The 26486-nt window shown below is 43.4% G+C and carries 28 protein-coding genes; 22 read left to right on the plus strand and 6 right to left on the minus strand.

Annotated features, from left to right (window positions below):
- Window positions 1–135 precede the first annotated feature (135 nt).
- The 12 genes from WMO62_RS13700 to WMO62_RS13755 all read left to right on the plus strand — a co-directional run bounded on the left by WMO62_RS13700 (window position 136) and on the right by WMO62_RS13755 (window position 10495).
- A complete protein-coding gene (locus WMO62_RS13700) occupies window positions 136–1116 on the plus strand; it encodes a Gfo/Idh/MocA family protein (RefSeq protein WP_349145017.1) in 981 nt (326 codons plus the stop codon).
- Window positions 1113–1700, plus strand: coding sequence for an alpha/beta hydrolase (locus tag WMO62_RS13705; RefSeq protein ID WP_349145018.1), 588 nt, complete (start codon window positions 1113–1115; stop codon window positions 1698–1700). The genes WMO62_RS13700 and WMO62_RS13705 overlap by 4 nt, the downstream gene beginning before the upstream one ends.
- Window positions 1697–2251 carry a gamma-glutamyl-gamma-aminobutyrate hydrolase family protein gene (locus WMO62_RS13710; RefSeq protein WP_349145019.1) on the plus strand — a complete coding sequence of 185 codons (555 nt, stop codon included), beginning with the start codon at window positions 1697–1699 and terminating at the stop codon, window positions 2249–2251. The genes WMO62_RS13705 and WMO62_RS13710 overlap by 4 nt, the downstream gene beginning before the upstream one ends.
- 77 nt (window positions 2252–2328) lie before the next feature.
- On the plus strand, window positions 2329–2619 hold the full coding sequence (locus WMO62_RS13715; RefSeq protein WP_117496066.1) for a hypothetical protein: 291 nt from the start codon (window positions 2329–2331) through the stop codon (window positions 2617–2619).
- Complete coding sequence (locus WMO62_RS13720; RefSeq protein WP_349145020.1) at window positions 2619–3986, plus strand: MATE family efflux transporter; 1368 nt, start codon at window positions 2619–2621, stop codon at window positions 3984–3986. The genes WMO62_RS13715 and WMO62_RS13720 overlap by 1 nt, the downstream gene beginning before the upstream one ends.
- Before the next feature lie 38 nt (window positions 3987–4024).
- Window positions 4025–4729 carry an HAD family hydrolase gene (locus WMO62_RS13725; protein WP_349145021.1) on the plus strand — a complete coding sequence of 235 codons (705 nt, stop codon included), beginning with the start codon at window positions 4025–4027 and terminating at the stop codon, window positions 4727–4729.
- A gap of 75 nt (window positions 4730–4804) precedes the next feature.
- Complete coding sequence (locus tag WMO62_RS13730) at window positions 4805–5431, plus strand: lactate utilization protein (protein WP_117496063.1); 627 nt, start codon at window positions 4805–4807, stop codon at window positions 5429–5431.
- Window positions 5432–5441: 10 nt separating this feature from the next.
- Window positions 5442–5930, plus strand: a complete 489-nt coding sequence (locus WMO62_RS13735; RefSeq protein WP_349145022.1) for a CinA family protein — start codon at window positions 5442–5444, stop codon at window positions 5928–5930.
- Window positions 5931–5940: 10 nt separating this feature from the next.
- Window positions 5941–7356 (plus strand): DNA/RNA helicase domain-containing protein, encoded by a 1416-nt coding sequence (locus WMO62_RS13740; RefSeq protein WP_349145024.1) that lies wholly within the window; start codon window positions 5941–5943, stop codon window positions 7354–7356.
- A 137-nt stretch (window positions 7357–7493) separates the two neighbouring features.
- Window positions 7494–8147 carry a response regulator transcription factor gene (locus WMO62_RS13745; RefSeq protein ID WP_117496060.1) on the plus strand — a complete coding sequence of 218 codons (654 nt, stop codon included), beginning with the start codon at window positions 7494–7496 and terminating at the stop codon, window positions 8145–8147.
- A gap of 4 nt (window positions 8148–8151) precedes the next feature.
- Window positions 8152–9579 (plus strand): sensor histidine kinase, encoded by a 1428-nt coding sequence (locus WMO62_RS13750; RefSeq protein ID WP_349145025.1) that lies wholly within the window; start codon window positions 8152–8154, stop codon window positions 9577–9579.
- Window positions 9572–10495, plus strand: coding sequence for a hypothetical protein (locus WMO62_RS13755; RefSeq protein WP_349145026.1), 924 nt, complete (start codon window positions 9572–9574; stop codon window positions 10493–10495). Before WMO62_RS13750 ends, WMO62_RS13755 begins: the two co-directional genes overlap by 8 nt.
- Before the next feature lie 83 nt (window positions 10496–10578).
- Here WMO62_RS13755 and lexA read toward each other — a convergent pair whose 3' ends face one another.
- Both lexA and WMO62_RS13765 read right to left on the minus strand, forming a co-directional pair.
- Window positions 10579–11196 (minus strand): transcriptional repressor LexA, encoded by a 618-nt coding sequence (gene lexA, locus WMO62_RS13760; protein WP_118627588.1) that lies wholly within the window; start codon window positions 11194–11196, stop codon window positions 10579–10581.
- A 91-nt stretch (window positions 11197–11287) separates the two neighbouring features.
- Window positions 11288–12235 (minus strand): LysR family transcriptional regulator, encoded by a 948-nt coding sequence (locus WMO62_RS13765; protein WP_118717007.1) that lies wholly within the window; start codon window positions 12233–12235, stop codon window positions 11288–11290.
- A 168-nt stretch (window positions 12236–12403) separates the two neighbouring features.
- Here WMO62_RS13765 and WMO62_RS13770 point away from each other — a divergent pair, with 168 nt between their 5' ends.
- From WMO62_RS13770 to WMO62_RS13815, 10 genes are all read left to right on the plus strand, one after another.
- The gene (locus WMO62_RS13770; protein ID WP_349145028.1) at window positions 12404–13081 is read left to right on the plus strand and encodes a F0F1 ATP synthase subunit A; all 678 of its coding nucleotides are present in this window, start codon (window positions 12404–12406) and stop codon (window positions 13079–13081) included.
- A gap of 45 nt (window positions 13082–13126) precedes the next feature.
- Window positions 13127–13351 (plus strand): ATP synthase F0 subunit C, encoded by a 225-nt coding sequence (gene atpE / locus WMO62_RS13775; RefSeq protein WP_117496054.1) that lies wholly within the window; start codon window positions 13127–13129, stop codon window positions 13349–13351.
- A gap of 19 nt (window positions 13352–13370) precedes the next feature.
- Window positions 13371–13859 carry a F0F1 ATP synthase subunit B gene (locus WMO62_RS13780; RefSeq protein WP_118717003.1) on the plus strand — a complete coding sequence of 163 codons (489 nt, stop codon included), beginning with the start codon at window positions 13371–13373 and terminating at the stop codon, window positions 13857–13859.
- Between the two features lie 31 nt (window positions 13860–13890).
- Window positions 13891–15864 carry a F0F1 ATP synthase subunit alpha gene (gene atpA / locus WMO62_RS13785; RefSeq protein ID WP_117496390.1) on the plus strand — a complete coding sequence of 658 codons (1974 nt, stop codon included), beginning with the start codon at window positions 13891–13893 and terminating at the stop codon, window positions 15862–15864.
- Window position 15865: 1 nt separating this feature from the next.
- Window positions 15866–16759, plus strand: a complete 894-nt coding sequence (gene atpG, locus WMO62_RS13790) for an ATP synthase F1 subunit gamma (RefSeq protein WP_349145030.1) — start codon at window positions 15866–15868, stop codon at window positions 16757–16759.
- Between the two features lie 33 nt (window positions 16760–16792).
- Entirely contained in the window at window positions 16793–18190 is a 1398-nt protein-coding gene (gene atpD / locus WMO62_RS13795) for a F0F1 ATP synthase subunit beta (protein ID WP_117496051.1), read from the plus strand.
- A 12-nt stretch (window positions 18191–18202) separates the two neighbouring features.
- The gene (gene atpC, locus WMO62_RS13800) at window positions 18203–18616 is read left to right on the plus strand and encodes an ATP synthase F1 subunit epsilon (RefSeq protein WP_118627590.1); all 414 of its coding nucleotides are present in this window, start codon (window positions 18203–18205) and stop codon (window positions 18614–18616) included.
- A 110-nt stretch (window positions 18617–18726) separates the two neighbouring features.
- A complete protein-coding gene (locus tag WMO62_RS13805; RefSeq protein WP_349145031.1) occupies window positions 18727–19299 on the plus strand; it encodes a M48 family metallopeptidase in 573 nt (190 codons plus the stop codon).
- Between the two features lie 153 nt (window positions 19300–19452).
- Window positions 19453–22113 (plus strand): calcium-translocating P-type ATPase, PMCA-type, encoded by a 2661-nt coding sequence (locus WMO62_RS13810; RefSeq protein WP_349145032.1) that lies wholly within the window; start codon window positions 19453–19455, stop codon window positions 22111–22113.
- A 254-nt stretch (window positions 22114–22367) separates the two neighbouring features.
- Window positions 22368–23378, plus strand: a complete 1011-nt coding sequence (locus WMO62_RS13815) for a C39 family peptidase (RefSeq protein WP_349145033.1) — start codon at window positions 22368–22370, stop codon at window positions 23376–23378.
- Window positions 23379–23385: 7 nt separating this feature from the next.
- Here the strand turns inward: WMO62_RS13815 and WMO62_RS13820 are convergent, their stop codons facing one another.
- The 4 genes from WMO62_RS13820 to WMO62_RS13835 all read right to left on the minus strand — a co-directional run bounded on the left by WMO62_RS13820 (window position 23386) and on the right by WMO62_RS13835 (window position 26329).
- Window positions 23386–24615, minus strand: coding sequence for an MFS transporter (locus tag WMO62_RS13820; protein WP_349145034.1), 1230 nt, complete (start codon window positions 24613–24615; stop codon window positions 23386–23388).
- Between the two features lie 10 nt (window positions 24616–24625).
- Window positions 24626–25672: a tyrosine-type recombinase/integrase gene (locus WMO62_RS13825; RefSeq protein WP_349145035.1), complete on the minus strand. Its 1047-nt coding sequence runs from the start codon at window positions 25670–25672 to the stop codon at window positions 24626–24628.
- A 302-nt stretch (window positions 25673–25974) separates the two neighbouring features.
- A complete protein-coding gene (locus WMO62_RS13830; protein WP_349145036.1) occupies window positions 25975–26097 on the minus strand; it encodes a hypothetical protein in 123 nt (40 codons plus the stop codon).
- Between the two features lie 10 nt (window positions 26098–26107).
- Window positions 26108–26329 (minus strand): TIGR04076 family protein, encoded by a 222-nt coding sequence (locus tag WMO62_RS13835; RefSeq protein ID WP_349145037.1) that lies wholly within the window; start codon window positions 26327–26329, stop codon window positions 26108–26110.
- Between the last annotated feature and the right edge of the window lie 157 nt (window positions 26330–26486).

Consider the following 26486-nt stretch of genomic DNA (forward strand, 5'->3'; position numbering starts at 1 on the left):
TTTACTGAATAAAATAAACGCAAGAGAAAAGTGGTGCCTGGCCTAACGGTCAAACACCACTTTGTCTACAGTCTGAAACCATCATTTTGATGGTATATCTGTTTTATTAATCAGGAAAGAAAAAGAGGATAAATCATGAAAACTTTGAACTGGGCAATTCTTGGAACGGGAACAATAGCTAACGAGATGGCAGCAAGCATGCAGAAACACGGACGACCTGCATATGCCGTGGGCAACAGAACCTATGAAAAGGCAAAAGCTTTTGGTCAGAAATACGGGATTCAGAAGGTTTATGCGGACTTTCAGGAAATGTTTATTGATCCGGAAGTAGATATTATCTATATTGCAACACCGCATAATAAGCATTTTGAATTTATGAAACAGGCACTGGAAAATGGGAAACATATTCTGGTAGAGAAGTCTATCACCCTCAACAGTGCAGAACTTGACGAGACCATGGCTCTGGCTAAGGAAAAAGGCCTTGTGATGGCAGAAGCCATGACAATCTATCATATGCCGCTTTATAAAAAACTGAGAGAAATCCTGGATGCGGGAACTCTGGGTAAAGTGAATCTTCTTACCATGAACTTTGGAAGCTTCAAGGAATATGATGAAAATAATCGGTTTTTCAATCGCAACCTGGCGGGTGGTGCCATGCTTGACATTGGTGTTTATGCATTATCTTTTGTTCGCTGGTTTTTGGATTCCAAGCCAGATCAGCTGTTGTCTCAGGTCAGAACTGCTTCTACAGGAGTTGATGAGCAGTCAGGTCTGCTTCTGACCAATCAGGAAGGCCAGATGGCGACCGTGATGTTATCTCTTCACTCCAAGCAGCCCAAGCGTGGCATGATATCCTGTGAAAGAGGATATATTGAGATTATGGAGTATCCAAGAGCAGGAGAAGCAAAGGTTACGTACACCGATACGGGTAAGACGGAGATAATAGAAGCTGGAGATAACGCAGACGCATTATATTATGAAGTGCTGGATATGGAGCATGCGATCATCGGCGGTGATGCTTCAGCTATGCAGTTAAGTTTTTCCAAAGATGTGATGGATCTGATGACAGCATTTCGTAAGAAATGGGGTGTGAGTTACCCGGAGGAAGAACGATGAAGTTAGCGGTATTTTTCCCGGGAATCGGCTATCACTGTGACAAGCCATTGTTATATTATGCAAAAAAACTGACACAGCAGTGCAGATATGAGGAGTGTATTTCACTGAGTTATTCTTATGACGGAGAAAATATCCGTGGAAATCAGCAGAAAATGCAGCAGGCATTTGAAGCACTGTATGCACAGGCAGAAGAAAAGCTTGCGGATGTAGATTTCGGAAAATACAGTGAGATCCTGTTTATCTCCAAAAGTGTTGGAACAATCATTGCTTCAGCTTATGCACAGAAATATAAAATCTCATGTCGTCAGGTGCTGTATACACCACTGGAACAGACCTATGCATTTCCCCATGAAGATGCCATTGCATTTATCGGAACCGCAGATCCGTGGAGTAATCCGCAGAAATTCGTGAAATTATCAGAACAGCAACATATTCCAATCTATACCTATGATGGGGCAAACCACTCCATCGAGGTAGCAGATATCATGAAAAATCTGAAAATGCTGACCGATGTGATGGAGAAAACAAAGGAGTATATGAATAATGAGCAAACCACTGATCGGCGTTATGCCATTATGGGATGAAGGTAAGAAGAGTATCTGGATGCTGCCAGGTTATCTGGAAGGAATCCGGGAAGCTGGGGGAGATCTGTACCGTACTAGATCAGATGGAACGTCAGGTGCTGGAATACGTCATCAAAGAAGATAAGGTAGTGCTCGGTATCTGCAGAGGAATTCAATACTTAAATGCCATGTTGGGTGGAAGTCTCTATCAGGATCTGAATGTACAGCATCCATCAAAGACCGAACACCATATGGAGCCGCCTTATGACCGGGTGATCCATCAGGTACAAATCATAGATGGAACACCGCTTCATCAGTTGTTGCAGGTAACAGAACTTGGTGTGAACAGTTATCATCATCAGGCAGTAAAAACTCTTGCGCCATCGCTGACTGTGATGGCAGAATCCGAAGACGGACTGGTGGAAGCTGTCTATATGCCGGAAAAAACCTATGTGTGGGCAGTCCAGTGGCATCCGGAGCTGTCATATCAGACAGATAAATACAGTCGGAAGATATTTGAAAGCTTTGTGGCGGCATGTTATCGGTCAAAAATGCGAGATAATGTGAGATAATCCTTATCTGGAACTGGAAGAACTGACCGCTTTGTGTTAAAATATTAAGCAGAATTTTACTTTTGGAGGTAGATAAAATGGCAGTACATTCAATTGATGCAGAAGACGATCAGTTTGCATATCGTTATGATACACAGTTGTTGATTGACAGAAGAGATAAGGACCTTGACGAGGATGAGATTGCAGAGTTTATCACTGAAAACTTTGAAGGAAACAGCCTGATCGCAGCAGGTGATGAAGATCTGGTGAAGATTCATTTCCACACTAATGAACCGTGGAAGATTCTGGAATATTGCAACAGTATCGGCGAGATCTACGATATTGTTGTGGAAGATATGATCCGTCAGGCGAATGGTCAGCAGGGCTGATGAAAAAGAATAAATATGAAATTGACATGTGCAATGGAACGCTCATGGATAAGCTGATCTCCTTTGCCATTCCGTTGATGCTGTCAGGTATTCTGCAGTTAATGTTCAATGCAGTAGATATTATTGTGGTTGGACGGTTCAGCGGAAGCCAGTCTCTGGCAGCAGTAGGTTCCACAACTGCACTGATCAATGTATTTACAAATCTGTTTATTGGAATTTCACTGGGAGCTAATGTGCTTGCAGCCAGGTATTACGCACTGGAAAAATCAAAAGAAATGTCAGAGACGGTTCACACAGCCATTGCATTTGCACTGATAAGCGGTGTGGGCATGGCAGTGATCGGACTTCTGATGGCAAAGCCTGCGCTACAACTCATGGGAACGCCGGATGATGTAATAGCAAAGTCCACTTTATATATGCGGATTTACTTCTGCGGCATGCCATTTTTCATGCTGTATAACTATGGTGCGGCGATCCTGCGAGCTGTTGGCGATACGAAGCGACCTCTTATTTTCCTGCTCATATCTGGTGTGATCAATGCCATACTGAATCTTTTTCTGGTGATTCAGTTTCACCTGGATGTGGCAGGAGTTGGTATTGCGACTGTGATCTCCCAGTTGATCTCTTGCATTCTGGTATTGCGGTGCCTGTATTGTTCGGAGAGCAGCTATCAGTTCCGACCAGAAAAATTGAATATCAGCTCCAGTTATTTGAGACAGATCTTTGAAGTTGGTATTCCGGCTGGGATCCAGAGTACCGTCATCAACCTGTCCAATGCTATGCTGCAGTCATCGGTTAACTCCTTTGGCTCGATTTCCATGGCAGGATATACAGCAGCCAACAATATTTTTGGATTTCTGTATGTGTCTATCAATTCCGTCACCCAGGCATGCATGAGCTTTACCAGCCAGAACTATGGTGTAAAAAAACTGAAACGAATGGATCGAGTGTTGATTGACTGTGCGATCCTGTCTGTTGTTGTGGCACTGGGGCTTGGAAGCATTGCTTATTTCTTTGGACCAGAGCTTCTGCACATTTACAGCGAACAGGAAGACGTGATCGCCTGTGGTATGGAGATTCTGTCCTACACAACTATGACCTATTTTCTGTGCGGTCTGATGGATCTGTTCCCGGGGGCTTTGAGAGGAATGGGCTATTCCACAGTGCCTATGATCCTGTCTATTATCGGAACCGTCGGCATGCGGATTCTCTGGATCTATGGACTGTTCCCGACACACCGGTCACTGGGATTCCTGTTTATCTCGTACCCGGCTTCCTGGATCGCAACCATTGTGATGCAGGTGATCTGCTTCTGGTTTGTGAGAAGAAAGATTCACAGGGAAAAAGACGGTTATTGTTGTCGATAGATATTATAGAAACGTATGACAGCTGAAAGGAAAACTAGATGATAAAAGCGATCGTATTTGACGTAGATGACACTTTATATGATTTATCAGGGCCTTTTAAGGAAGCATTCCACGAATTATATCCGCTGGAAGAACTTGATCTGGAAGGTGCATTTCTTGCCAGCCGCAGATACAGCGATTCTGTGTATGCGAAATCCTTAAGCGGCGAAATGTCCATGGAAGATATGTATGTTTATCGTTTTCAGAATGCATTCCATGATTATGGAAAGAACATGGATGCACAGGAAGCTCTGCATTTTCAGGAGATTTATGAGAAGCATCAGCATATGATTCATATGACAGAAGCCATGCAGGAATTTCTGAAAGAGCTTTCCGATAAGATGGTGCTTGGAATCATCACAAATGGACCTTCCGGTCACCAGTGGGATAAAATCCGTGCTCTGGAGGCAACCAGATGGATTCCGAAAGACCATGTATTTATATCCGGAGAATACGGAGTAGCCAAGCCGGAGCGACGGATCTTTGAGCTTGTGCAGGAAAAACTGAAGCTTCAACCCCAGGAGTTCTGTTATGTGGGTGATTCTTATGAAAATGATATCGAAGGTGCGAAGGGAGCCGGATGGAATGCCATCTGGTACAATCACAGAAATCATAGGCCAAAAGGAAGCGCAGAACCTGATTATATGGTGCGTTCAGAAAAAGAACTGCTTGAACTTCTCAGCCAGGTCGCAAGTGGAAAGTAACATTGTAAAAGCCATATATTTTTGATAAAATAAATACGGTAAAATAGTTTTCCAACAAAGATGGAGGATACCAACATGAATGAAAATATAAAAAAAAGAAATGAATGTCTTGCAAAAACAGTGATCAAAGGACTGGATTCCCGCAATATGACAGGATACTACGCAGAAAGCAAGGAAGAAGCCCTGAAAAAAGCTCTGGAACTGATTCCTGAAGGAAGTACCATTGCCATGGGTGGATGTATGAGTGCACATGAGATTGGGCTGATCGATGCACTGAAAAAAGGAAATTATAACTATCTGGATCGCGATAAGATGGAGCCAAGAGAGTCTCTTCTGGCATCTTATGATGCAGATGTCTTTTTGACCAGTGCCAATGCTATCTCCAATGATGGTATTCTGGTAAATATTGATGGAAATTCCAATCGTGTATCCTGTATTGCACAGGGTCCCAAAAAGGTAGTCTGTATTGTAGGAATGAACAAGGTCTGTGATGACCTGGACGGAGCTATGAAACGCGCTAGAAGTGTAGCTGCTCCAATAAATGCACAGCGATTTAATATCAAAACTCCATGTAAGGAAACAGGAAAATGCTTTGACTGCAAATCTCCGGATACAATCTGCTGTCAGTTTTTAATTACAAGATATTCCAGACATGCAGGACGAATCCATGTGATTCTTGTAAATGATAATCTTGGATTTTAAGAAGGTACATATGGAACAGAAACAAACGGATGTGGTAATAAAGACCCTGATTGAAAAACAGACGACGATCTCGACTATGGAGAGCTGTACTTCCGGTCTGATCGCATCCATGATCACAGATACGGAAGGTGCATCAACCATCTTTCCCGGAGGTTATGTGACTTACTCCAATGAGACAAAAATGCTTGTGGGTGTGGATGAACAGGTACTCCGTCAATATGGAGTCTATTCCAGAGAATGTGCACAAGCCATGGCGAAGACAATTCAGGAAAAGCTTCATACAGATATTTCTATCGGAGTCACCGGTACAACAGGGAATGTAGACCCAAATAATGCAGACAGTGTACAGGGGAAGATGTTTTTCTGCATTCGTATCCAGAATATGCCATATACTTATGAAGTAAATACAGAGGTGACAGGCAGATCCCGTCATGAGATCAAGCAGTTTTATGCAGATCAGATATTTGAAAAGCTGTCAGATCTGATCAAAAACGTATAAGGATAACTAAATGAAAGCAATATCAGTCTATGCACTCACAAGAGAACAGAACATCCATCATTTACAGAAGCTGGAGCGACAGTTATCGGAGCGCGACTATTTTCTGAAGATAAAGGAATGGGAACTGAACAGCATGAAGGGGCTGGTGAAACAGTTAGAAGGGCATATGAAGGAAGTCTATGCCCTTCGTTTTTTCTATTCCTTTCAGATTCCGAAGCTTGGCAAAGAATTTGACCTGCTCCAGATCAAGGAAGATCAGATTCTGAATCTGGAACTGAAAAGCGGGATTGTCTCTGATGAGGCGATTCGAAAGCAATTGATCCAGAATCGTTATTATCTGTCAGTGCTTGGCAGGACCATCCGTTCCTATACATACATCAGCAGCCAGAACCGTCTGGTTCGCCTGACCAATCACGATCATATCGTGGAGGCGGACTGGGAACAGTTGTGTCAGGATCTGCAGCAGGAGAGCGCTGATTATAATGGAGATGTTGAGGATCTGTTTCAGGCAGAGCTTTATCTGATTTCACCGATCACGGAGCCTGGAAGATTCCTTCGAAAAGAATATTTTCTTACTTCTCAGCAACGGGATATTGAGCGGCAGATCCTAAAGGGAATCCGACAGAAACATACAGGGTATTACTGGTTTATCGGCCTTCCAGGAACAGGTAAGACATTGCTTCTCTATGATCTGTCCATGAAATTGTCCGGCCATCAGAAAGTATGTCTGATCCATTGTGGAAGAGCAGGAAAAGAATGGCGGATCCTGCATGAACGGCTGCGGAGAATTGATTATCTGTCTGATGAGCAGATCCATGAAAATATGGATCTGTCAGAGTATAATGGAGTTCTGATTGATGAAGCCCATTTGCTGTCAGAAGAAAATCTGCAGATGATATTGCAGGCATGTGGTCAGCAACCGGTGATCTTTTCCAGCGACTGTGAAGATATGATCTCGCCGGAAGAACTTGACCGGAGTACGGTAAAAGCAATGAGACATCTGCCGGAGATGCAGACCTATCATCTGACCAATCGGATCCGAACCAATGCGGAATTGTCCTCTTTTATTCAGAATATGATGCATCTGCCAAAGCAGCACTATACAAGAAACTATCCGCATATTACCGTATTCTATGCCAACGATGAGATTGAAGCGGAGAATCTGCTGTGTGATGCCAGACGACAGGGATATTTCTATCCGCAGGATGAGATTCCTGATCATGGAATAGATTGCCTTGTTGTACAGCTGGATTCTCGTTATTATTATGATGAACAGCAATTTCTGCGGTCTACAAAGACAAAAAGAAGCGAACAATCTGATGTGAGAAAACTTTTTCATCAGTTGAATCAGGCAAAAGAGAGCCTGATACTTGTTATAAAAGAAAATCCAGCAGTATACGAGACACTGCTGGATCTGCTCCAGTAAAAAATTTTTTTGTGCAAATGATTGAATCATTTCTGAAAATGCTTTGATATACTTAGGGAACAGGTATGCGATACAATTCTGATGCACTGACCTGTTATTTTTTCAGATATCAATTACGAAAGAGAGTATAAGGTGTCATGGTAAAAATACTGATCGCGGAGGACGAGGAGCCGATTGCCAATCTGATCCGCATGAATCTGAAAAAGGCTGGTTATGCCTGCGAATGCGCTTATGACGGACAGGAAGCGGCTGACCGGATGGAGGAAGGACATTATGATCTGCTCCTCCTGGATATTATGCTGCCGAAGATCAATGGTTACGAGCTCATGGAATATGCTAAGAGCATTCAGCTTCCGGTCATCTTTATTACTGCTATGGACTCCACGGAAAATAAGGTAAAGGGTCTGAAGATGGGAGCAGAAGACTATCTGGCGAAGCCGTTTGAGATTGTAGAGCTTCTGGCAAGAGTGGAAGCGGTCTTGCGCCGCTGTAACAAGATTGGCCGTATGCTGCATATACTGGATGTGGATATTGATTTATCTTCCCGCACGGTTATGCAGGATAATCAGCAGATTCTTCTGACTCTGAAAGAATATGAATTGCTTCTGTTTTTTGCCCGCAATCCCAACATTGCCCTGTATCGGGAAGTAATCTATGAGCAGGTGTGGGAAAAGGAATATACCGGTGACAGCCGGACTGTAGATCTTCATGTACAGCGTCTGAAGAAGAAGCTGGGATGGGATAAACATATCTGTGCCGTGTATAAGATCGGATACCGACTGGAGACATGATTGTATGAAATTTTTCTGGAAGATCTATTTTTCATTTACAATTTTGTTCGTGCTGTCATTCAGTATCTTTGGAACATGGATGATCCAGAGAACTTTTGAGCATTCCTACCAGAAAGCGCTGGATGACGGAGAATGGGACAACCAGATGTTCCAGCTTGCTTTTGAGATGAATCTGAACAGTCTGGGTGTTATGTATCAGACCGATGAGTTGATTCCGGTCATGGGAGCCAATGTGACCCAGAACCTGTCTGAATCTGGAAATATTTACCGGATCTACAACAGTGAAAAGAAGCTGCTCTACGAAAGTGCCAATGCAAGTGCTCAGGACATGAAGGTACTTAATATGTTGGATGATGAGCATACCAGCAGCTATGAAGTATATCGGCTGGGAACCAAGACATGGCTTGTGTATGCCTGTCGCTCAGTGGTCAATGAGAAAAGCTATCTGTTGGAGAGTATTACTGATATTTCTTATATTTATCAGGAACGGGAAAGCAATTATGACTGGTATGTGGTCATGATGCTGTCACTGACTGCAGTTATGACAGTACTGGTTTTTGTAGTGACTCATTTTCTGACCATGTCCATTGCTCACTTATCTCATGCCACCCGACAGTTTACTTCAGGAGAACTGGATGCCAGGGCAATAGAACAGGGAGGAGATGAGATTGCAGAACTTGCCAGTGATTTTAACCATATGGCAGATACTATCTCTGAAAAGATAGATGAACTGAAGAGCCAGGCAAAGAAGCAGGAAGATTTTACTGCTTCCTTTGCACATGAACTGAAGACACCGCTGACCTCCATCATCGGATATGCAGATATGCTTCGTTCCACACCTATGACGGAAGAAGAAACTATGGAAGCCGCCAACTATATTTTTCAGCAGGGTAAGAGACTGGAAAGTCTGTCCTTCAAACTGCTGGAGCTGATCGTGACAGACAAGCAGCAGTACCAGTTCCGTATGATTTCCGTAGAACGATTGGTGAACGAGGCCGTAAGGCTTACCAGAGAGAAGAGAGAAGAACGGAAGATTGCTCTCCATCTTGGACTGGAAGAAGGAGAAATCTTTGGAGAACGGGACCTACTGTTATCTGTCCTTGTGAACCTGTTGGATAATTCCAGAAAAGCAGTCCGAACGGGCGGTCGAATCCAGATTCTTGGACGAAATTATGGAAAAACATATGAATTATGTATCAGTGACAATGGATGTGGTATGGATGCAGGAGAATCGCAACGGGTCACAGAAGCTTTCTATATGATCGATAAATCCAGAGCCAGAAGGGAGGGCGGTGCCGGTCTTGGTATGACGCTTTGCAGCCGAATCTTGGCACTTCACCATGTAAGATGGAAGATATTCAGCAAACCAGGTAAAGGAACGGTTATTGTAATCCGGTTTCACTGCGAAAGGGAGGCGACGGACGATGAATAAGCTCTTGAATCAAAAGCTTTTATTTTTGATCAGTCTGCTCTGCGTAGTGACCGTAACAGTAGGCGCAGTATTTCTCCCAAGATATTTAAGCCGTGGACTTGATAAAAGCCGTCTTAACAAGGTGACCGTATCAGACCGATCACACTTTTCTTATCTGGAGCAGAGCAGTGGTGGGATCATAGAAAATATTCAGGCACTGTCTTTTATGAAAAACGAAGCAAATCTGATGCTGCTCAGTGATATGAAAGCAGATACTGCACGTCTGAATACAGATCTTCTGGAAAATGTCTACAATCAGGCTATGATAGCTTCAGAGTATGGCATGCTCCCATGGTTAGGAGTAGGTGATTACAAAACGCTTCGAAAATCTTCTTATGATGTTGTCACAGACTGGGAGGATGATATTCGTTTTGCCAGATATTACAGTCTGACTTATGATTCTGATAATGATGAGAATACGAAAGAGCTGTTGAATCTATGGTTCCTCAGATTTTCTGACAACAATACATTTGATTATTATTTTCTGGTCGATGCGTCAGATTATACCATCTATTATGCGGAGATCCATAATGACTGGACTGCAGCAGAAGCAGAAGCCATGGAAATCATCAAAGCAGAATCCGGCGGAAATGAGATAAACATCACGATATCAGAAGGTATTGACCAGTCTGCGACTCTGGATGTAAGTGACAGTTCACTGGAAACAGGTGTGTTATGGTATTATAATGCAGAGTCGTGTCGGTATGTGGTCGGGGATTATACGAATTCTTATCATGCACTTTTGGTACTTCATTTTGAGGATGGAACTGTTTATATGGAAGAGACCCCTGTGGATAGTAATGCAACCGTATCAAAAAAAGGAATTGCCGTTGGAGTTCGCGGAGTACAGAGTAACCTGAATCAGTTAAAAAAATAAACAGGAAAAGAAAGATCCCGGAATTGATGTCCGATCATTATGGACTGGTAATTCCGGGATCTTATTATCAGATACTATGTGTTTTACAGGAAAATACGGAAGACGCCACATACTTTTCCAAGAATCTGTACATCATCCACAATGATCGGATCCATGGAATCGTTCTCCGGCTGGAGACGATAGTGTCCGTTTTCTTTATAAAAAGTCTTAACCGTAGCAGAATCATCCACAAGTGCAACGATCATTTCACCGTTAGATGCCACATTTTGCTGACGAACCATGATATAATCGCCGTCAAAGATACCTGCATTTATCATACTTTCACCTTTGACTTTCAGCATGAAGCAATCAGTGTTTGGCATATATTCTGCCGGGATCGGGAAATATCCTTCAATATGCTCCTGCGCCAGAATCGGCTGACCGGCTGCAACAGTACCTACCATAGGAACATTAACGACCTCACGGCGGGACAGATTAAAACTGTCATCCATGATTTCGATAGCTCTTGGTTTCGTCGGGTCTCTGCGGATATACCCGTTCTTCTCTAGTGTCTCCAGATGAGAATGGACAGAAGATGTGGACTTCAGGTGAACCGCTTCACAGATATCCCGCACTGCAGGCGGATATCCTTTGCTCAATATTTCAGATTTAATAAAATCAAGTATCTCCTGCTGCTTGGGAGTGATCTTTCCATATGCCATAAAGCTTATCTCCTTGTTGACCGAACATTAGTTTTATTTATTATAGCATAGTGTTTATTAAAAAGCAAACAAATGTTCATTGAATTCTTATTTAGATTACATCGCCGTGAAAATGTTCATTTTCCATAGAGTACTGTTCCTCGGTATATTCATTTCCGGTGATCATCATATCCAGCAGTGCTTTGGCAGCCGGAGACAGCGGATGAGATGGATTCTGTACAATACAGATCTCCCGTTTTGGAATTACAATATCCAGAGACAGTTGAATCAGTCCATAATTCAGTAAGAAGGATCTGGCAAATTTATAAGGAACAAATCCGATGCCAAGGTTATGCAGAACAGTAGGCGGGATCAGATCGTTGGAGTTTACTTCAATATTAGGATGAAGTTCAATACCATGATGTTTGAAGATGCTGTCCCAGAATTTTCGTGTTGTGGTTCCTTTTTCCATACACACGATGGGATAGGCAGTCAGCTCCTTGAGTGTCAGGGTCTTGTTCTGTAAAAAAGTGTACTGACTTCCAGCCACTACAATATCCTGAAAATCCGAAGTCTTAGTCACCAGAAAATGTTCTGCTCCGTCAAGTGGTGTGATCGACACAGCAAAATCAATGGTTCCTGCATTCAGTGCGGATAAGGACAGCGGTGTGGAGAACGCATGGATCTGCAGATTCACATTAGGATATTGCCGACGGAATGATTCCAGATAAGGCAGCAGATAATATCTCATGGTAAGTTCACTGGCTCCAATATTGATCTTACCACTTTGACAATTTACAAAATCCTGCAAAAGATTTCCGACTCTCGACATTTGCTGTACAGCACGGCTGATCTGACGGAAGAGCATCTGTCCCTCAGAAGTAAGTGTAACACCTTTACGGGAACGGATAAATAACTGACAATGTAGATTCTGCTCCAGATTCTGGATATATTTTGTAATAGTCGGCTGTGTCAGGCACAGATGCTGTGCAGCAAGGGAAATACTCTTCGCCCTGGCTACTTCATAGAAAATTTTATAATAATCAAAACTGATGTCCATTCCATTTACCCCTTTAACGTCAAAAAAATGTAGATGTAATATTCATAAAATCTATACTAATGGTCAAAAAAAACAATTATACATTTCTCTTCTTTCGTATTATAATAGGTAACAGGCTTTGAGGCAAGGACTTTAAAGCAAAGAATTCTTTAGAAAGGAAGTGCAGTTATGGGTAATTTAGGCGAAACACTGACTGAAGAGCTAACCTGTGAAACCGTCTTTTCAATCGGTGGAATCGGGATCTCTGAATCAGTTGTTGTCACATGGATTATCATGGCGGTATTTCTGCTGGCAGCATTTTTGCTGACCAGAAATCTGAAGGTGGAACATCCAAGCCGCAAACAACTTTTTTTAGAGTTTGTAGTGACCTGGATACAGGGCATCAGCGAGGGAATCGTTGGAGAAGAGGGAAAGCGTTATGCATCTTACCTGACTTCGGTCCTGATCTATCTTGGAATCGCCAACCTGATCGGTATCCTGGGATTTAAGCCTCCCACAAAGGATCTGAACGTGACAGCCGCACTGGCATTGATGAGTATTGTACTGATCGAGTATGCCGGTATTCATGAAAAAGGAGTAAAGCGGTGGCTGAAGAGTTTTGCAGAGCCGATCGCACTGGTCGCTCCGATCAACATCATGGAGGTGGCTATCAAGCCGCTGTCATTGTGTATGCGACTTTTTGGTAATGTACTTGGAGCTTTTGTTATTATGAAGCTGATCGAGTATGTCCTTCCGGTAGGTCTCCCGGTTATATTCAGTGCCTATTTTGATCTGTTTGATGGACTGATCCAGGCATATGTATTTGTATTCCTTACGGGACTGTTTATTAAGGAATCAATGGAGTAAAAAGACAAAAAGCAAAAGACAACGAAGGAAAAGGAGAATGTTATTATGTCTACATTAATCGCTATTGGCGCAGGTATTGCAGTACTTACTGGTATGGGAGCCGGTATTGGTATCGGTATCGCAACATCCAAGGCTACTGAGGCAGTTGCAAGACAGCCGGAGGCTGAAGGTAAGATCACCAAGCTTCTTCTGCTTGGATCCGCACTGGCAGAGGCAACCGCTATCTATGGTTTCGTAGTTGCTCTGATGATTATCATTATGTTGGCTTAAAGAAAGGCGGAACTTATCCATGTTAAGATTAGACTTTAATCTGGTCTTTACCATTCTTAATATTCTGATCTGGTATGTATTGATCCGCAAATTTCTGTTCAAGCCGATCAATAACATTATTACCAAACGGGAAGAAGCCCTCAATGCCCGTTATGATGAAGTAAAACAGCTTCAGGCTGAAGCCAAGGCTGAAAAAGATAAGAGTGTACAGTACCAGAATCAGATTGAGAGCGAAAAGGCTAAAGTAATGGCACAAGCTCAGCTTGATGCCCGTAAAGAGTTTGATCAGATTGTATCTGATGCTCATAAGAAAGCAGGCCAGATCATTGATACTTCTAAGAAAGAGGCTGCCCTTCAGAAAGAAAAAGTAATGAATAAGGCAGAACAGGAGATCCGTGGAATGATCCTGGAGGCTGCTGTGAAGTCTATGCAGTCTGAACACAATGACGAAGCTCTGTATGATGAATTTTTGACAAAAGCAGGTGAATCAACTCATGAAGAATCTTAATTCCTACCTGGATCGACTGACATCCATGCGTATGCGGCCGGAAGTGCTGCAGCATGCAGTCGATATTTTGAAAGCGGTTCCGCAGATTCAGACTGAGCTGGAAAATCCGGCAACCTCCCGTATGAAACGAGAGGATATCATTCAGGAAATTTTCCCGACAGAGTCCAGACAGTTTATCTATGGTCTGGTTGAAGATGGTGCCCTTGGATCTCTGGATGAGATCCTGAAAGCATACATGGAACTGTCGGATGAGGAGCGTACTCCTCTTTCCTGTGTTCTTGAATATGTAACAGAACCGGATGATGCTCAGTATGAAGGCATTATAAAATTTTTAAGACAGCAGTATCCAGAGAGAGTGCTGAACATTTCCCGTAAACAGAATAAAGAGCTTGGCAGTGGATTTATCCTCCATGCCGGCAACGAAGAGTATGACTGGAGTGCTTCCGGACGTAAGAAGGCTCTGCAGCAGAAACTGCAGTCCCTGGATATTTCCGGTGATGGCCCGCTGGTAGCACAGAAAGCAATCATCAGTATTCTGAAAGGAAGCATGGATGACGTCGATATTGCCAGCCAGGAGGTTGGTGTTGTCAGCCGTGTCGGTGATGGTATTGCCTACATTGATGGTGTAGATCATGCAATGTATGGAGAGATCCTGGTATTTGATAATGGTCTGAAAGCCATGGTGCAGGATGTGCGTGAAAATGAGATTGGATGTATCCTTCTTGGAAAAGATACTGAGATTGAAGAGGGAACCCGTGTAGCCCGCACAGGACGGATGGCTGGTATTCCGGTTGGAGATGGATATATCGGCCGTGTTGTAGACGCGCTTGGTGAACCTATTGATGGAAAAGGCAAGATTGAGACTACGGATTATCGTCCGGTAGAAGAACCGGCACCTGGAATCATTGATCGTAAATCTGTGGATACTCCGCTGGAGACCGGTATTCTGGCAATTGACTCTATGTTCCCGATTGGTCGTGGACAGCGTGAGTTGATCATCGGAGACCGTCAGACTGGTAAGACTTCTATTGCTACAGATACGATTCTGAACCAGAAAGGAAAGAACGTTATCTGTATTTACGTGGCAATTGGCCAGAAAGCATCTACAGTATCCAAACTGGTGCATACATTTGAGAAGCATGGTGCTATGGATTACACGATTGTCGTATCTTCTACAGCAAGTGATCCGGCTCCGCTTCAGTATCTGGCTCCATATTCAGGAACCGCACTGGCAGAGTTCTTTATGCACAGAGGTCAGGATGTACTGATCGTATATGATGACCTGTCCAAGCATGCAGTGGCCTATCGATCCCTGTCCCTGTTGTTGGAGCGTTCTCCGGGACGTGAGGCTTATCCAGGTGATGTATTCTATCTGCATTCCCGTCTGCTGGAACGTTCCAGCCGTCTGAGTGACGAAAAGGGAGGCGGATCCATTACAGCACTTCCGATCATTGAAACACAGGCTGGTGATGTATCTGCATATATTCCGACCAATGTCATCTCCATTACGGATGGTCAGATTTTCCTGGAGAGTGACTTATTTAACGCAGGTATGCGTCCGGCAGTCAATGTTGGTCTGTCTGTCTCCCGTGTAGGTGGTGCAGCCCAGACCAAGGCAATGAAGAAGGCAGCCGGAAGTATCCGTATTGATCTTGCCCAGTATCGTGAGATGGAAGTATTTACCCAGTTCAGTTCTGATCTGGATGCTATAACAAAAGAGCAGCTGGAATACGGAAAACGTCTGATGGAGTTGTTAAAACAGCCATTGAGCGAGCCGCTTTCCCTGCATGCACAGGTGATCACGCTGTGTGCAGCAACTCATAAGCTGTTTTTGGATGTTCCTGTGAAAGAGCTGAAAAAGTTCCAGAAAGATATGCTGGCATATCTGGATCAGAAGCATCCGCAGATTGGAGAAGAGATCGAAGAGCTGCACAGCTTAAGTGATACTCTGATCAACAAGATCATTGATGCAGTAAAGGAATACAAGAGTCAGGTGGTGAAGTAGTATGGCAGGACTGCGAGAGATCCAGAACAGGATCAAAAGTATCCAGGATACGAGAAAAATCACCAATGCCATGTACATGATCTCCTCTACCAAGATGAGAAAGGCTAAGCAGGATCTGGAAAATACGGAGCCGTATTTCTATACCCTTCAATCTATGATGGCACGTCTGCTGCGTCATCTGCCGGATGTCAGCCATATGTATTTCGAGAAGGAAGAAAAGGAAGAACTGGACCATCAGAAAAAAGTGGGACTTCTGGTTATTACCGGTGATAAGGGTTTGGCTGGTGCTTATAACTACAACGTACTGAAGCTTGCCCAGGAATTTCTGGATGACCAGGACCAATGGGCAGAGTTGTTCGTTGTTGGAGAACTGGGACGACAGTATTTTACTGGTCAGCATGTGCCTATTCAGGAAAATTTCCAGTTTACCGCACAGAACCCGACCTTCAGCCGTGCCCGCTGGATCGCAGAGACACTTCTGGAAAAATTTCAGTCAGGAGAGCTGGATGAGATCCAGGTTATTTTCACACGGATGGAGAACAGCATGACCAGTGTTGCTGAAGTGCGGAAGATGCTTCCTATGGATAGACCTCTTATGCCGAAGATTCCTATGGATGTGTATCATGAAGAGTTCCTGGCAATTCCAGATGCTCAGACCGTTGTGGACAGTATTGTTCCAAACTACATTTCCGGTTTTATCTACAGTGCGCTGGTTGAGTCCTTCTGTAGTGAACAGAATGCACGTATGCAGGCAATGGAGTCCGCGACCAACAATGCAGATGAGCTTCTTCATGACCTGAGTATCATGTATAACCGGGCCAGACAGGCTGCCATTACACAGGAGATCACTGAGGTATGCAGCGGTGCCAGAGCTCAGAAGAACAAGAAACAATAAACTTTACTATAAAACAAAGGAGATACATGTGTGATGGAAAAAGGTAAGATCATACAGGTTTCAGGTCCTGTTATCGATGTTTTATTCGAGAAGGGCAATCTCCCTCATATAAAAGATGCACTGACTGTTGATAACCATGGCAAAAAATGTGTCATGGAAGTTGCAAAGCATATGGGTCATAATATTGTCCGTTGTATTATGCTTTCAGCCAGTGAAGGTCTCTGCCGTGACATGGAGGTCACTCAGACTGGTGCAGGTATCACAGTTCCGGTAGGAGAGAAGACCCTTGGTCGTCTGTTCAATGTGCTTGGAGAGACTGTTGACGGTGGGGGAGAGATTACAGATTCAGAAAAATGGTGTATCCATCAGGATCCGCCTTCATTTGAAGATCAGAGTCCGGTCGTTGAAATTCTGGAGACAGGTATCAAAGTTATCGACCTTTTAGCTCCGTATGCAAAAGGTGGTAAGATTGGTCTGTTCGGTGGTGCCGGTGTAGGTAAGACCGTATTGATTCAGGAGTTGATCCGAAATATTGCAACTGAGCATGGTGGATATTCTATCTTTACCGGTGTAGGAGAGCGTTCCCGTGAAGGTAATGACCTCTGGTCAGAGATGAAAGCATCCGGTGTATTGAATAAGACCGCTTTGGTATTCGGTCAGATGAACGAGCCGCCTGGAGCACGTATGCGTGTGGCTGAGACCGGACTTACCATGGCAGAATATTTCCGTGATGAGATGCATCAGAATGTGCTTCTGTTCATCGATAATATTTTCCGTTTTGTACAGGCTGGATCTGAGGTTTCCGCATTGCTTGGACGTATGCCGTCCGCAGTAGGATATCAGCCGACTCTGGCAACTGAGATGGGTGAATTACAGGAGCGTATTGCATCCACAAAAGAAGGTTCCGTTACCTCTGTACAGGCTGTATATGTGCCTGCAGATGACCTGACAGACCCGGCTCCGGCAACTACATTTGCTCATCTGGATGCAACCACTGTACTTTCCAGAAAAATTGTGGAACAGGGTATCTATCCGGCTGTTGATCCGCTGGAATCTACTTCCCGTATTCTGGAAGCAGATGTGGTTGGTGAAGAGCATTATGAGACTGCCAGAAGAGTACAGGAGATGCTTCAGAAGTATAAAGAGTTGCAGGATATTATCGCTATCCTTGGTATGGAAGAGTTGTCTGAAGAGGATAAGCTGACCGTTGCCCGTGCAAGAAAGGTACAGCGTTTCCTGTCCCAGCCATTCCACGTAGCTGAAAACTTTACCGGTGTTCCCGGTAAATACGTACCACTGAAAGATACCATCAAAGGATTCCAGGCTATTATCAATGGTGAGATGGATCAGTATCCGGAAGCAGCATTCTTCAATGTAGGAACCATTGATGAGGTGGTTGCAAAGGCAAAGACCATGGCAACTTCTATTTAGAGGTGAAGACATATGTCAAAATTTTACTTAAAAGTCATATCCAGTAACCGTATTTTTTATGAAGGATTCTGCACTTGTCTGATCATTCCGTCTGTGGACGGTGAGAAAGCGATCATGGCTCATCATGAGGAAGTCATTGTTGCAGTTGACAATGGTGAGATGAGAATGCAGAAGGAAGAAGGCGGTGAATGGAGCTATGCAGTTCTTGGAAAAGGATTCTGTATGGTTGCAAACAACCGTGTGACTGTTCTGGCTGATACGGTGGAGCGTCCGGAAGAAGTAGATGCCAACCGTGCAAAAGAAGCTCTGGAGCGTGCTCAGGAGCGACTTCGTCAGAAGCAGAGTATTCAGGAGTATCATATGACGCAGGCTGCTATGGCGCGTGCATTGACACGACTGAAAGAAACCGAAAAATTTGTTCGATAAAGCTGTCAATGATGGCAGAGTTACTAAACAAGACGAGTTTGTGGAATGTAAGATCACCACAGACTCGTCTTGTTAGCCTGTAAAATGATCATGAATTCGAGAACAAAGAAATGAAGCAATTTTTATGGCACCAGTACCGGGTGCAGATCACAAAGAAGAATGTAAAAAGAACAAATATGAGGATCCATCAGGATGATCCCACATTGATCCTTATGTCCATTCCCTATGGCATGAGTTATGATGCAGGGCTCCATACACTGGAGCAGCCCCGCATCCGCCAGTGGCTGAAAAATTATGAGCAAAGGCAGATCACCATGCCAACGACAGAAGACCGGCTGGAAAAAGAACGCCAGAAAAGACTGCATGCAGAAGAGTATCGTCAGAAATTACTTGCGGTCATTCCAGGAATGTTCCGAAAATGGGAACCGATCCTGGGGGTACAAAGTGCCAAAGTAACGATCCGTCCTACTCGTTCCCAGTGGGGAAGCTGCAACACCAGAAATGGGAATATCTCCATCAGCCTGTGGCTTGGTGCTTACTCGGAGGAATGTATTGAATATGTAGTGGTTCATGAGCTGACTCATCTGCTGGAGCGAGGACACAATGCAAGGTTTTATGGATTGCTCGATCAGCATTATCCTGACTGGAAAACTTGCCGGGAACGGCTAAAACAAGATCCATAATAAATTTTTAACAGATTCTTAACAGATTTTTAGCAAAGAAACGGACATATTTAGATTATTATCCGTTTCTTTTTTTTATAACTTGTTTTATAATGTTCCGAGAGTGGATTTAAATGAAATCAGAGTGTGAGATATGAGGAGGAAATAAACTATATGGAACAGCTTCATGGACTGAAACAGTCAGAAGTAACAGAATCTCGTGAAAAATATGGAAGTAATGTGATCCCGGATTCAGAGCCGACCACATTCTGGAAAGAATTCCGGGAGACTTTTCAGGATCCTATGATCCGTATTCTGGTAGCGATCGCACTGTTGATGATCGTCATGTTTTTCTTTGGTTATGCACAGATTTATGAACCGTTGGGAACCATCGTGGCAATTCTGGTGGTTGCTTTTGTGACGGCCAGAACCGGTGTGGCCAGCGATTCTAAATACCGGGATCTGAAAAATTCTGTAAAAAAAGAGCAGAGTAAAGTATACAGAGATAGTATTATACGTATGATCGATTCGGATGACATTGTAGTTGGCGACCTGGTGTTGCTGCAGGCAGGAGATAAGATTCCTGCTGACGGTATTCTGGTATATGGACATCTCAGTGTAAATAATGCTGCGCTGAACGGCGAGACAGAGGAATGTCATAAAGAAGCTGTAGATAAAGATCAGCCCTTTCCGGAACAGATCACAGGTGACACCTTTGTGGATGGATTTTCTCTTTTCCGGGGAGCTATCGTTTATGATGGTGAAGGCGTATTACTTGTGAAGAAGACTGGTCTTCAGACCATGATGGGTCATATGGCACTGGAAATGCAGGAAGAAGAACCCGCATCACCACTGCAGGTAAAACTCTCTATTCTGGCAGGACAGATCTCCAAGATTGGCTATACTGGTGCTGTAGTGATTGCCCTTCTGTATATGATTCATTTTGTGATTCTGGCAGGCGGTCCTGCAGCTTACATGGTACAGGGCTGGCAGAATATCTTCATGGATGTGATCAATGCACTGACCCTCGCTATTGTGATCATTGTCTGTGCAGTACCGGAAGGACTTCCGCTTATGATTTCCCTGGTACTGATGCAGAATACCAGCAAAATGCTGGATCACAATGTTCTGGTTCGAAAAGCAGAAGGAATCGAGACCGCAGGTGCTTTGAATATTCTGTTCAGTGATAAGACTGGAACCATCACAAAAGGCGAGATGGAAGTGGTTCAGTTTTTCAGTGGTGATGGAACGATCATTGACACTAAACAGATTAATAATTACCCTGACATACGTGAGAAACTTCATGTTGCGATTGGTAAAAATACTTCTTCCATGTTTGATGAACATCATCGTGTCATCAGTGGAAATGCTACAGATCAGGCATTGATGAAGTTTTTAGGAGAAGATTCTTATCTGAAAATGAAGGAAGATCCATCACTGGAAGTATTTGCCTCTCAGAAATTCAATTCTTCCAATAAATTCAGTCAGGCTCAGATCGGTGGACTGACCTATTATAAAGGTGCACCGGAAAGATTACTCCAGAAGGCTGACCGTTATATGGGAACTGACGGGCAGCTCCATCCGCTGGATCTGTCCTGTATCAATCAGCGGATCGATACTCTGGCAAAAAAAGCCATGCGTGTGATCGCATTTGGATATTCTGAAGAACCTTTGCAGGAGAACTGTATCTCTGGAAATCTGGTACTGATCGGTATGGCAGCCATCCGCGATGATGTAAGACCGGAAGCCCGTATTGCCATCCATGATGTACAAAAAGCTGGTATTCAGGTAGTTATGATCACCGGTGACCGGCTGGAGACTGCATCCGCCATCGCCAAAGATGCAGGTCTTGTTCATTCGGATGAGGATGTCTGTCTCACCTCGACCATGTTAAATTCCATGAGCGATGAGGAAGTAAAGAAGATCCTGCCGCATATTCGTGTCATTGCCAGAGCACTTCCTACGGATAAGTCCCGTATGGTCCGACTCTGTCAGGAAGAAAATCTTGTGGTCGGTATGACAGGAGATGGAGTCAACGATTCCCCGGCACTGAAACGTGCTGATGTGGGATTTGCCATGGGAAGCGGAACAGAAGCTGCAAAAGAAGCAGGAAAAATCGTGATCCTTGATGATAATTTTAACTCCATCAAAGATGCGATTCTCTATGGAAGAACCATTTTCCATAATATTTTAAAATTCTGCAAATTCCAGCTGGTCATCAATGTAGCAGCTGTGCTGGTCAGTGCGATTGCACCTTTCTTTGGAGTGGATGAGCCGTTGAAAGTGACTCACCTGCTGTTTGTCAATCTGGTCATGGACGGACTGGGAGCTATGATGCTTGGCAACGAACCGGCTCTTCCGGAATATATGGATGAAGCACCCAGAAAGCGGACCGATCCGCTGGTCAGCCGTTCTATGATGTATCAGATCGGTATTATGGGAATCTGGTTAACGGTACTCAGTTTATTTTATCTGACCTCAGACTGGACAAGAAGCTTTTTCGAGACTGATAAGCAGTTCCTTACTTCCTATTTTGTTCTGTTTATTGCCAGTGCACTGTTCAATGGTTTTAATGTGAGAGACGATGGTTTCCGGATCTTTGGACACCTGAAGGAAAATCCAGATTTCCTCAAAGTGTTTTTCCTGATCCTGTTTATTCAGTTTGCCATTATCAATGTATCCTTACTGCCGGTCAAAGCGTTTACATTTATCAGTGCAATGTTCAGCTGTGTTCCTTTTGGCGTTCGCGGCTGGCTTCTGGCTTATTGTATGGCCTTTACCATGATCCCGGTAGATATGATCCGGAAGGCAGTTATGCGGATATTCTATAAATAACAAATTGTGGGAATTCTTCAGAATTCTTTGGATTATCTTAAGATCCATCTGGCAGGGAATATGCTACAATCATTGCATGTGGCAGTTTTATATCAAGATGAATATTTAATGAGATCAGATGGCAGATTTCTTCGTCTAATATTCAGAAGAGTGGCTCACGGGGACACAGGTCAGATACAATCACGACATATGATCATACTGGCTGGCAGATCCGTTACACGGAATGTACAGAAGAAACAATACGAGGGAGAATCATGGGAAGATATCAGTATACAGCAGAAAATGATGATTATGAGGCAGATCTGGAACGGATCCGTATCTCACGAAAGCGCAGAAAAGCCAGAAAACGCCGGGCAAAACGGATGGCGCAGCTGGGAAGATTAAGTGTAAGAATTGTGTTCCTTGTTATCGCAGGCTGGATCTGTCTAAACCTGCTTCGTTCCAATGCAGTAACGGCTCATGCGGATGGAAATGAAAGTGAAACTACCTCTTTGATTGCTAAGGTTGAACAGCAACTCTTCGGATTCATAGAAAAAGAAACCCTGGTTGAGAAAATTCCAGCTCCAGTGTCCCGGACAGAAGAGGAAGTTTTAGAAGTTCTGTCCGCCAAGGCAAAGACTGATGCACAATATGCCTACATAATAGAGCATGCCTCCGAATATCCGTCTGCCATGCTGGCTGCACTGGCAAATAATCCGGAAATGCTGGATTTTGTATCCGGCTATCTGGAACAGACATCAGTTTCTTCCAATGCGTCACTGACGAAAAAGGAAAAGAAAGAAACTTATCCATTATTGATCCAATGGGACAGCCGCTGGGGTTATATTCCTTATGGAAGCAGCAATATTGGTATCTCCGGCTGCGGTCCTACCTGTCTGTCCATGGTAATCTACGCTCTGACCAGAGATGCGAGTACAACACCTGCCCAGGTTGCCGCTTATGCGGAGAGTGCCGGTTACTATATTGAAGGAACCGGTACCGCCTGGGCATTGATGACAGAAGGCGCTGCTTATTTTGGTATCACTGGAACCGAAATGTCTCTGGATAAGGATTTGATGAAAAAAAGACTAGATCAGGGACATCCTATTATCTGTGCCATGCGCCCAGGGGATTTCACTGCAGCCGGACACTTTATCATGATCTATGGGTATGAAAAAGACGGCTTCCTGATCAATGATCCAAATTGTATCAGCAGAAGCCGCCAAGTATGGGATTACGATACCTTAAGTAGTCAAATCAAGGATCTGTGGTATTTTTCTAAATAATCTATTGTCAGATATTTGACACCGGTTTTTGCCGAAAAACGAACAGAAATACAAGTACTGCACCTGAGACTGCCATTACAAGTCCAGCCAGATTCATGACAGATACACCTGCCTGATCAATCAGAAATCCCCCAAGAAGGCTTCCTATGACGCCTCCCAGGGTATTGGTTCCGGTCATAAGTGCCTGTCCCTTGAATTTATCCCGTTCCTCCATTACCTCATTCACATAATAGACAGAGGCCGGAATGTAAATGGCAAAGGATCCCATCTGCATGACTGCAGCTATGGTCATCAGTGCAATATTTCCTGCTGCAAAATATCCAAATGCTTTCAATATAAAGAATACACTGGAGACCACCAGCAGGGCAGAACTCTTCACATGCTTCACGATCCGGGAGAACAAGAACATTACAGGAATCTCCGTGATCGCTGCAATGGCCAGAAGCCGTCCCAGGTCTGCGGAAGTTCCACCTACATTCGTAATAATCTGGATCATGTAAGAATTATTCATATTATGAAACGAAAATATAAGAGTAATTCCTGCTAAAGTTAACATAAAATACTTATATCTACCAATAAAGAAAATGATGGATTCTTTTTCTTTGGATTCCTGTGATATGGTATGTGAAGGGGTATCCTGCAAGGATTTTGCACATACTTCTTCCGCAGCTTCCTTGATGATCGGCATGGAAAATACAGTTGCACTGATGATTGTTACCATTAAAAATCCTGCAACTAGAATCACGGAACAACCGTATCTCTCAACCAGCCCCCCAAGTAGATAAGAGGCAGCAGCGTAGGAGAGGGAACCAATGCCTCTGGCTGCACCAAAATCCACATTGATTCCTTTATTTACATAGTAAACACTGACGGAATTGATCAGTGGCTGAATGACCTGCAGGAGTGTATCTGTCATCAGAAAGAGCAGTACTACTGCAAAAAACAGATTCGGCAGTACATATAAGAATAAAACCAGCAGCGCCATGATAGCAGCCAGAATACCGGTCAGTTTATGTAGAGTAATGGTTTTTGACCAGTCAACAATGGATGCAAATACCGGTTGCAGTACAACGCCCAGAATATTTCCGGCTGCAATAATCACGCCGATCTGAGAATTGCTGAAACCTCGATCCAGCAGAAATACTGTGGCAAAGCTATAGATGATACAGAACGATGCCCAGTAAGCTCCTTGTAAGATACAATATTGAAAGGTCATTTTATTTGTATTGATCTTCATAAAATTCGTTTTACTCCTTTTCACGCAGCTGCACAATCCGGGCTGCTTTTCGTTTGTTTTCTTCCTTCATAGCTGCATAATGTTTTCTGGTTGTATTTACATTTTTGTGTCCCAACACATCCGCAACTAGATAAATATCACCAGTTTCCTGATATAAAGTCGTACCATAAGTACTCCGAAGCTTGTGCGGCGTAATTTTCTTTACCGTGGCAGTAGAAGCATATTTTTTCACCAGACGTTCCACAGAGCGAACCGTGATCCTTGTATTTCTCTGAGAAATAAACAGCGCATTTTCATTCCCTGGTTCCGGTTCCATCAGAAGTCGTTCATCCAGATAATTCCGAAGCATTTCTTCCACTTCCTCACCAAAATAAACAATATCCTCATTCCCGCCTTTTCGGATCACACGCATGGCACCATTGTCAAAATCCAGATCTGAAATATCCAGACCGACCAGTTCTGTCACTCGAACACCCGTTCCAAGAAGAGTGACAACGATTGCCAGATCTCGCAATTTGTTCCGGTCATGCCAGACTTTCTGCTGTTTGGTCAGCTTTTCACCAGATTCAATATTGTCGATGAGCTGGGCGACCTCATTGGCATCCAGACGGATGATATTTTTCTCCTTTACACGGGGAACATCCACTACAGACGGCGCATTTTTCTCAATCATTTCTTTCTTATGAAAATAACCGAAAAATGTATTCAACGTGGCCAACTTTCTGGCTTTTCCCTCCTCATGATTCTGATAGAGCTGTCCATCCTTTTCATAATAGGTCAGGAACGACAGATATTCCTCAATATCCACCGGTTGAATCATGTCCAGGATCGACACCGGAAGAGTATGGATATCCTTATCCTTAAAATACGGATTCGTAGTTTTTAAGAAATAAAAGAAAGTACTGAGATCATAGGCATAATTCCGACGGGTATTGGTTGCCTTTTTGATCTCCATAGCGCGGAAAAAATCTCCGGCGAATGCAGGAAGCTCAGCCTGCAGTTCACGAAGCTTCAATGTATTCTTACGATCAAGTTGTTCATGATAAGTCATAGACATAGTAGTAAAAACTCCTTCAATACATAATTATAAAGTAGTGGATGAAAATATACAAGAACCAGATAAAAAGTGGTTGTTTATGCTGTCATTGTGTTTTTTGTCTAACACGTCGTAAAACTGCCATTTTGCGACGTGTTATATTATTATACACAGCCACAAGTATTATATTATCTTTTCAGTGTTCATAAAGTCATGCAAACACTAACTCTCTTTTATTTCTATTTCCACTTTCAATTACACCATGATTGCATCCATTATTTTTTCAAGTTTCAATGACCGTGCATTATATCTTTGGGGAAATGTCATTGTATATTTTGCTGGGGTACGATCTGAATATCCATGTAAATAAATTCCCCGTCCATATTTTTGTTAATTGTTCCGTCTGATGTTCCAATTAGTTCTTCTATTTTTTCTTTATTTTTCATATTTTACACCTTAAAATTGACAATAACGCATTATTTTAGCACAATTTAATGTGTAATTCTGCTTTTCCAACCACAGCTTTTCTTCCTCATTTTCAGGAATGTCAATCCGCTCAATCTTAAAAATAAAGGGGCGTGTGCTGTCATTACAGCAGATGATCATCATTCTGCCGTCATTTGTCCACTTGCGCATAATGGGGCCGCCATGCAACGCTGTATAAACATATCGGCTGATGGCACCCTATTTGCTGACTCTTTTTTTAGTTATTGTTGGTTGCCTGTGGCATGAATGGAATTAAAGCATTTGCCAAATTATGATGTTGTATAAATAAAGTTGACACCTTATTCTCAAGGAATTCATGTATAATAAAAGAGAATAAGGAGGAACTCTC

Origin of the sequence: Hominiventricola aquisgranensis, from assembly GCF_040096225.1 — a bacterium.
In the GTDB taxonomy this organism is placed as follows: domain Bacteria; phylum Bacillota; class Clostridia; order Lachnospirales; family Lachnospiraceae; genus Hominiventricola; species Hominiventricola aquisgranensis.

Bases quoted from the DNA above. Each gene is read 5' to 3' on its own strand.
- WMO62_RS13700 (WP_349145017.1), top strand. From the start codon at position 136: ATGAAAACTTTGAACTGGGCAATTCTTGGAACGGGAACAATAGCTAAC.
- WMO62_RS13705 (WP_349145018.1), top strand. From the start codon at position 1,113: ATGAAGTTAGCGGTATTTTTCCCGGGAATCGGCTATCACTGTGACAAG.
- WMO62_RS13710 (WP_349145019.1), top strand. From the start codon at position 1,697: ATGAAGGTAAGAAGAGTATCTGGATGCTGCCAGGTTATCTGGAAGGAA.
- WMO62_RS13715 (WP_117496066.1), top strand. From the start codon at position 2,329: ATGGCAGTACATTCAATTGATGCAGAAGACGATCAGTTTGCATATCGT.
- WMO62_RS13720 (WP_349145020.1), top strand. From the start codon at position 2,619: ATGAAAAAGAATAAATATGAAATTGACATGTGCAATGGAACGCTCATG.
- WMO62_RS13725 (WP_349145021.1), top strand. From the start codon at position 4,025: ATGATAAAAGCGATCGTATTTGACGTAGATGACACTTTATATGATTTA.
- WMO62_RS13730 (WP_117496063.1), top strand. From the start codon at position 4,805: ATGAATGAAAATATAAAAAAAAGAAATGAATGTCTTGCAAAAACAGTG.
- WMO62_RS13735 (WP_349145022.1), top strand. From the start codon at position 5,442: ATGGAACAGAAACAAACGGATGTGGTAATAAAGACCCTGATTGAAAAA.
- WMO62_RS13740 (WP_349145024.1), top strand. From the start codon at position 5,941: ATGAAAGCAATATCAGTCTATGCACTCACAAGAGAACAGAACATCCAT.
- WMO62_RS13745 (WP_117496060.1), top strand. From the start codon at position 7,494: ATGGTAAAAATACTGATCGCGGAGGACGAGGAGCCGATTGCCAATCTG.
- WMO62_RS13750 (WP_349145025.1), top strand. From the start codon at position 8,152: ATGAAATTTTTCTGGAAGATCTATTTTTCATTTACAATTTTGTTCGTG.
- WMO62_RS13755 (WP_349145026.1), top strand. From the start codon at position 9,572: ATGAATAAGCTCTTGAATCAAAAGCTTTTATTTTTGATCAGTCTGCTC.
- lexA (WP_118627588.1), bottom strand. From the start codon at position 11,196: ATGGCATATGGAAAGATCACTCCCAAGCAGCAGGAGATACTTGATTTT.
- WMO62_RS13765 (WP_118717007.1), bottom strand. From the start codon at position 12,235: ATGGACATCAGTTTTGATTATTATAAAATTTTCTATGAAGTAGCCAGG.
- WMO62_RS13770 (WP_349145028.1), top strand. From the start codon at position 12,404: ATGGGTAATTTAGGCGAAACACTGACTGAAGAGCTAACCTGTGAAACC.
- atpE (WP_117496054.1), top strand. From the start codon at position 13,127: ATGTCTACATTAATCGCTATTGGCGCAGGTATTGCAGTACTTACTGGT.
- WMO62_RS13780 (WP_118717003.1), top strand. From the start codon at position 13,371: ATGTTAAGATTAGACTTTAATCTGGTCTTTACCATTCTTAATATTCTG.
- atpA (WP_117496390.1), top strand. From the start codon at position 13,891: ATGCGGCCGGAAGTGCTGCAGCATGCAGTCGATATTTTGAAAGCGGTT.
- atpG (WP_349145030.1), top strand. From the start codon at position 15,866: ATGGCAGGACTGCGAGAGATCCAGAACAGGATCAAAAGTATCCAGGAT.
- atpD (WP_117496051.1), top strand. From the start codon at position 16,793: ATGGAAAAAGGTAAGATCATACAGGTTTCAGGTCCTGTTATCGATGTT.
- atpC (WP_118627590.1), top strand. From the start codon at position 18,203: ATGTCAAAATTTTACTTAAAAGTCATATCCAGTAACCGTATTTTTTAT.
- WMO62_RS13805 (WP_349145031.1), top strand. From the start codon at position 18,727: ATGAAGCAATTTTTATGGCACCAGTACCGGGTGCAGATCACAAAGAAG.
- WMO62_RS13810 (WP_349145032.1), top strand. From the start codon at position 19,453: ATGGAACAGCTTCATGGACTGAAACAGTCAGAAGTAACAGAATCTCGT.
- WMO62_RS13815 (WP_349145033.1), top strand. From the start codon at position 22,368: ATGGGAAGATATCAGTATACAGCAGAAAATGATGATTATGAGGCAGAT.
- WMO62_RS13820 (WP_349145034.1), bottom strand. From the start codon at position 24,615: ATGAAGATCAATACAAATAAAATGACCTTTCAATATTGTATCTTACAA.
- WMO62_RS13825 (WP_349145035.1), bottom strand. From the start codon at position 25,672: ATGTCTATGACTTATCATGAACAACTTGATCGTAAGAATACATTGAAG.
- WMO62_RS13830 (WP_349145036.1), bottom strand. From the start codon at position 26,097: ATGAAAAATAAAGAAAAAATAGAAGAACTAATTGGAACATCAGACGGA.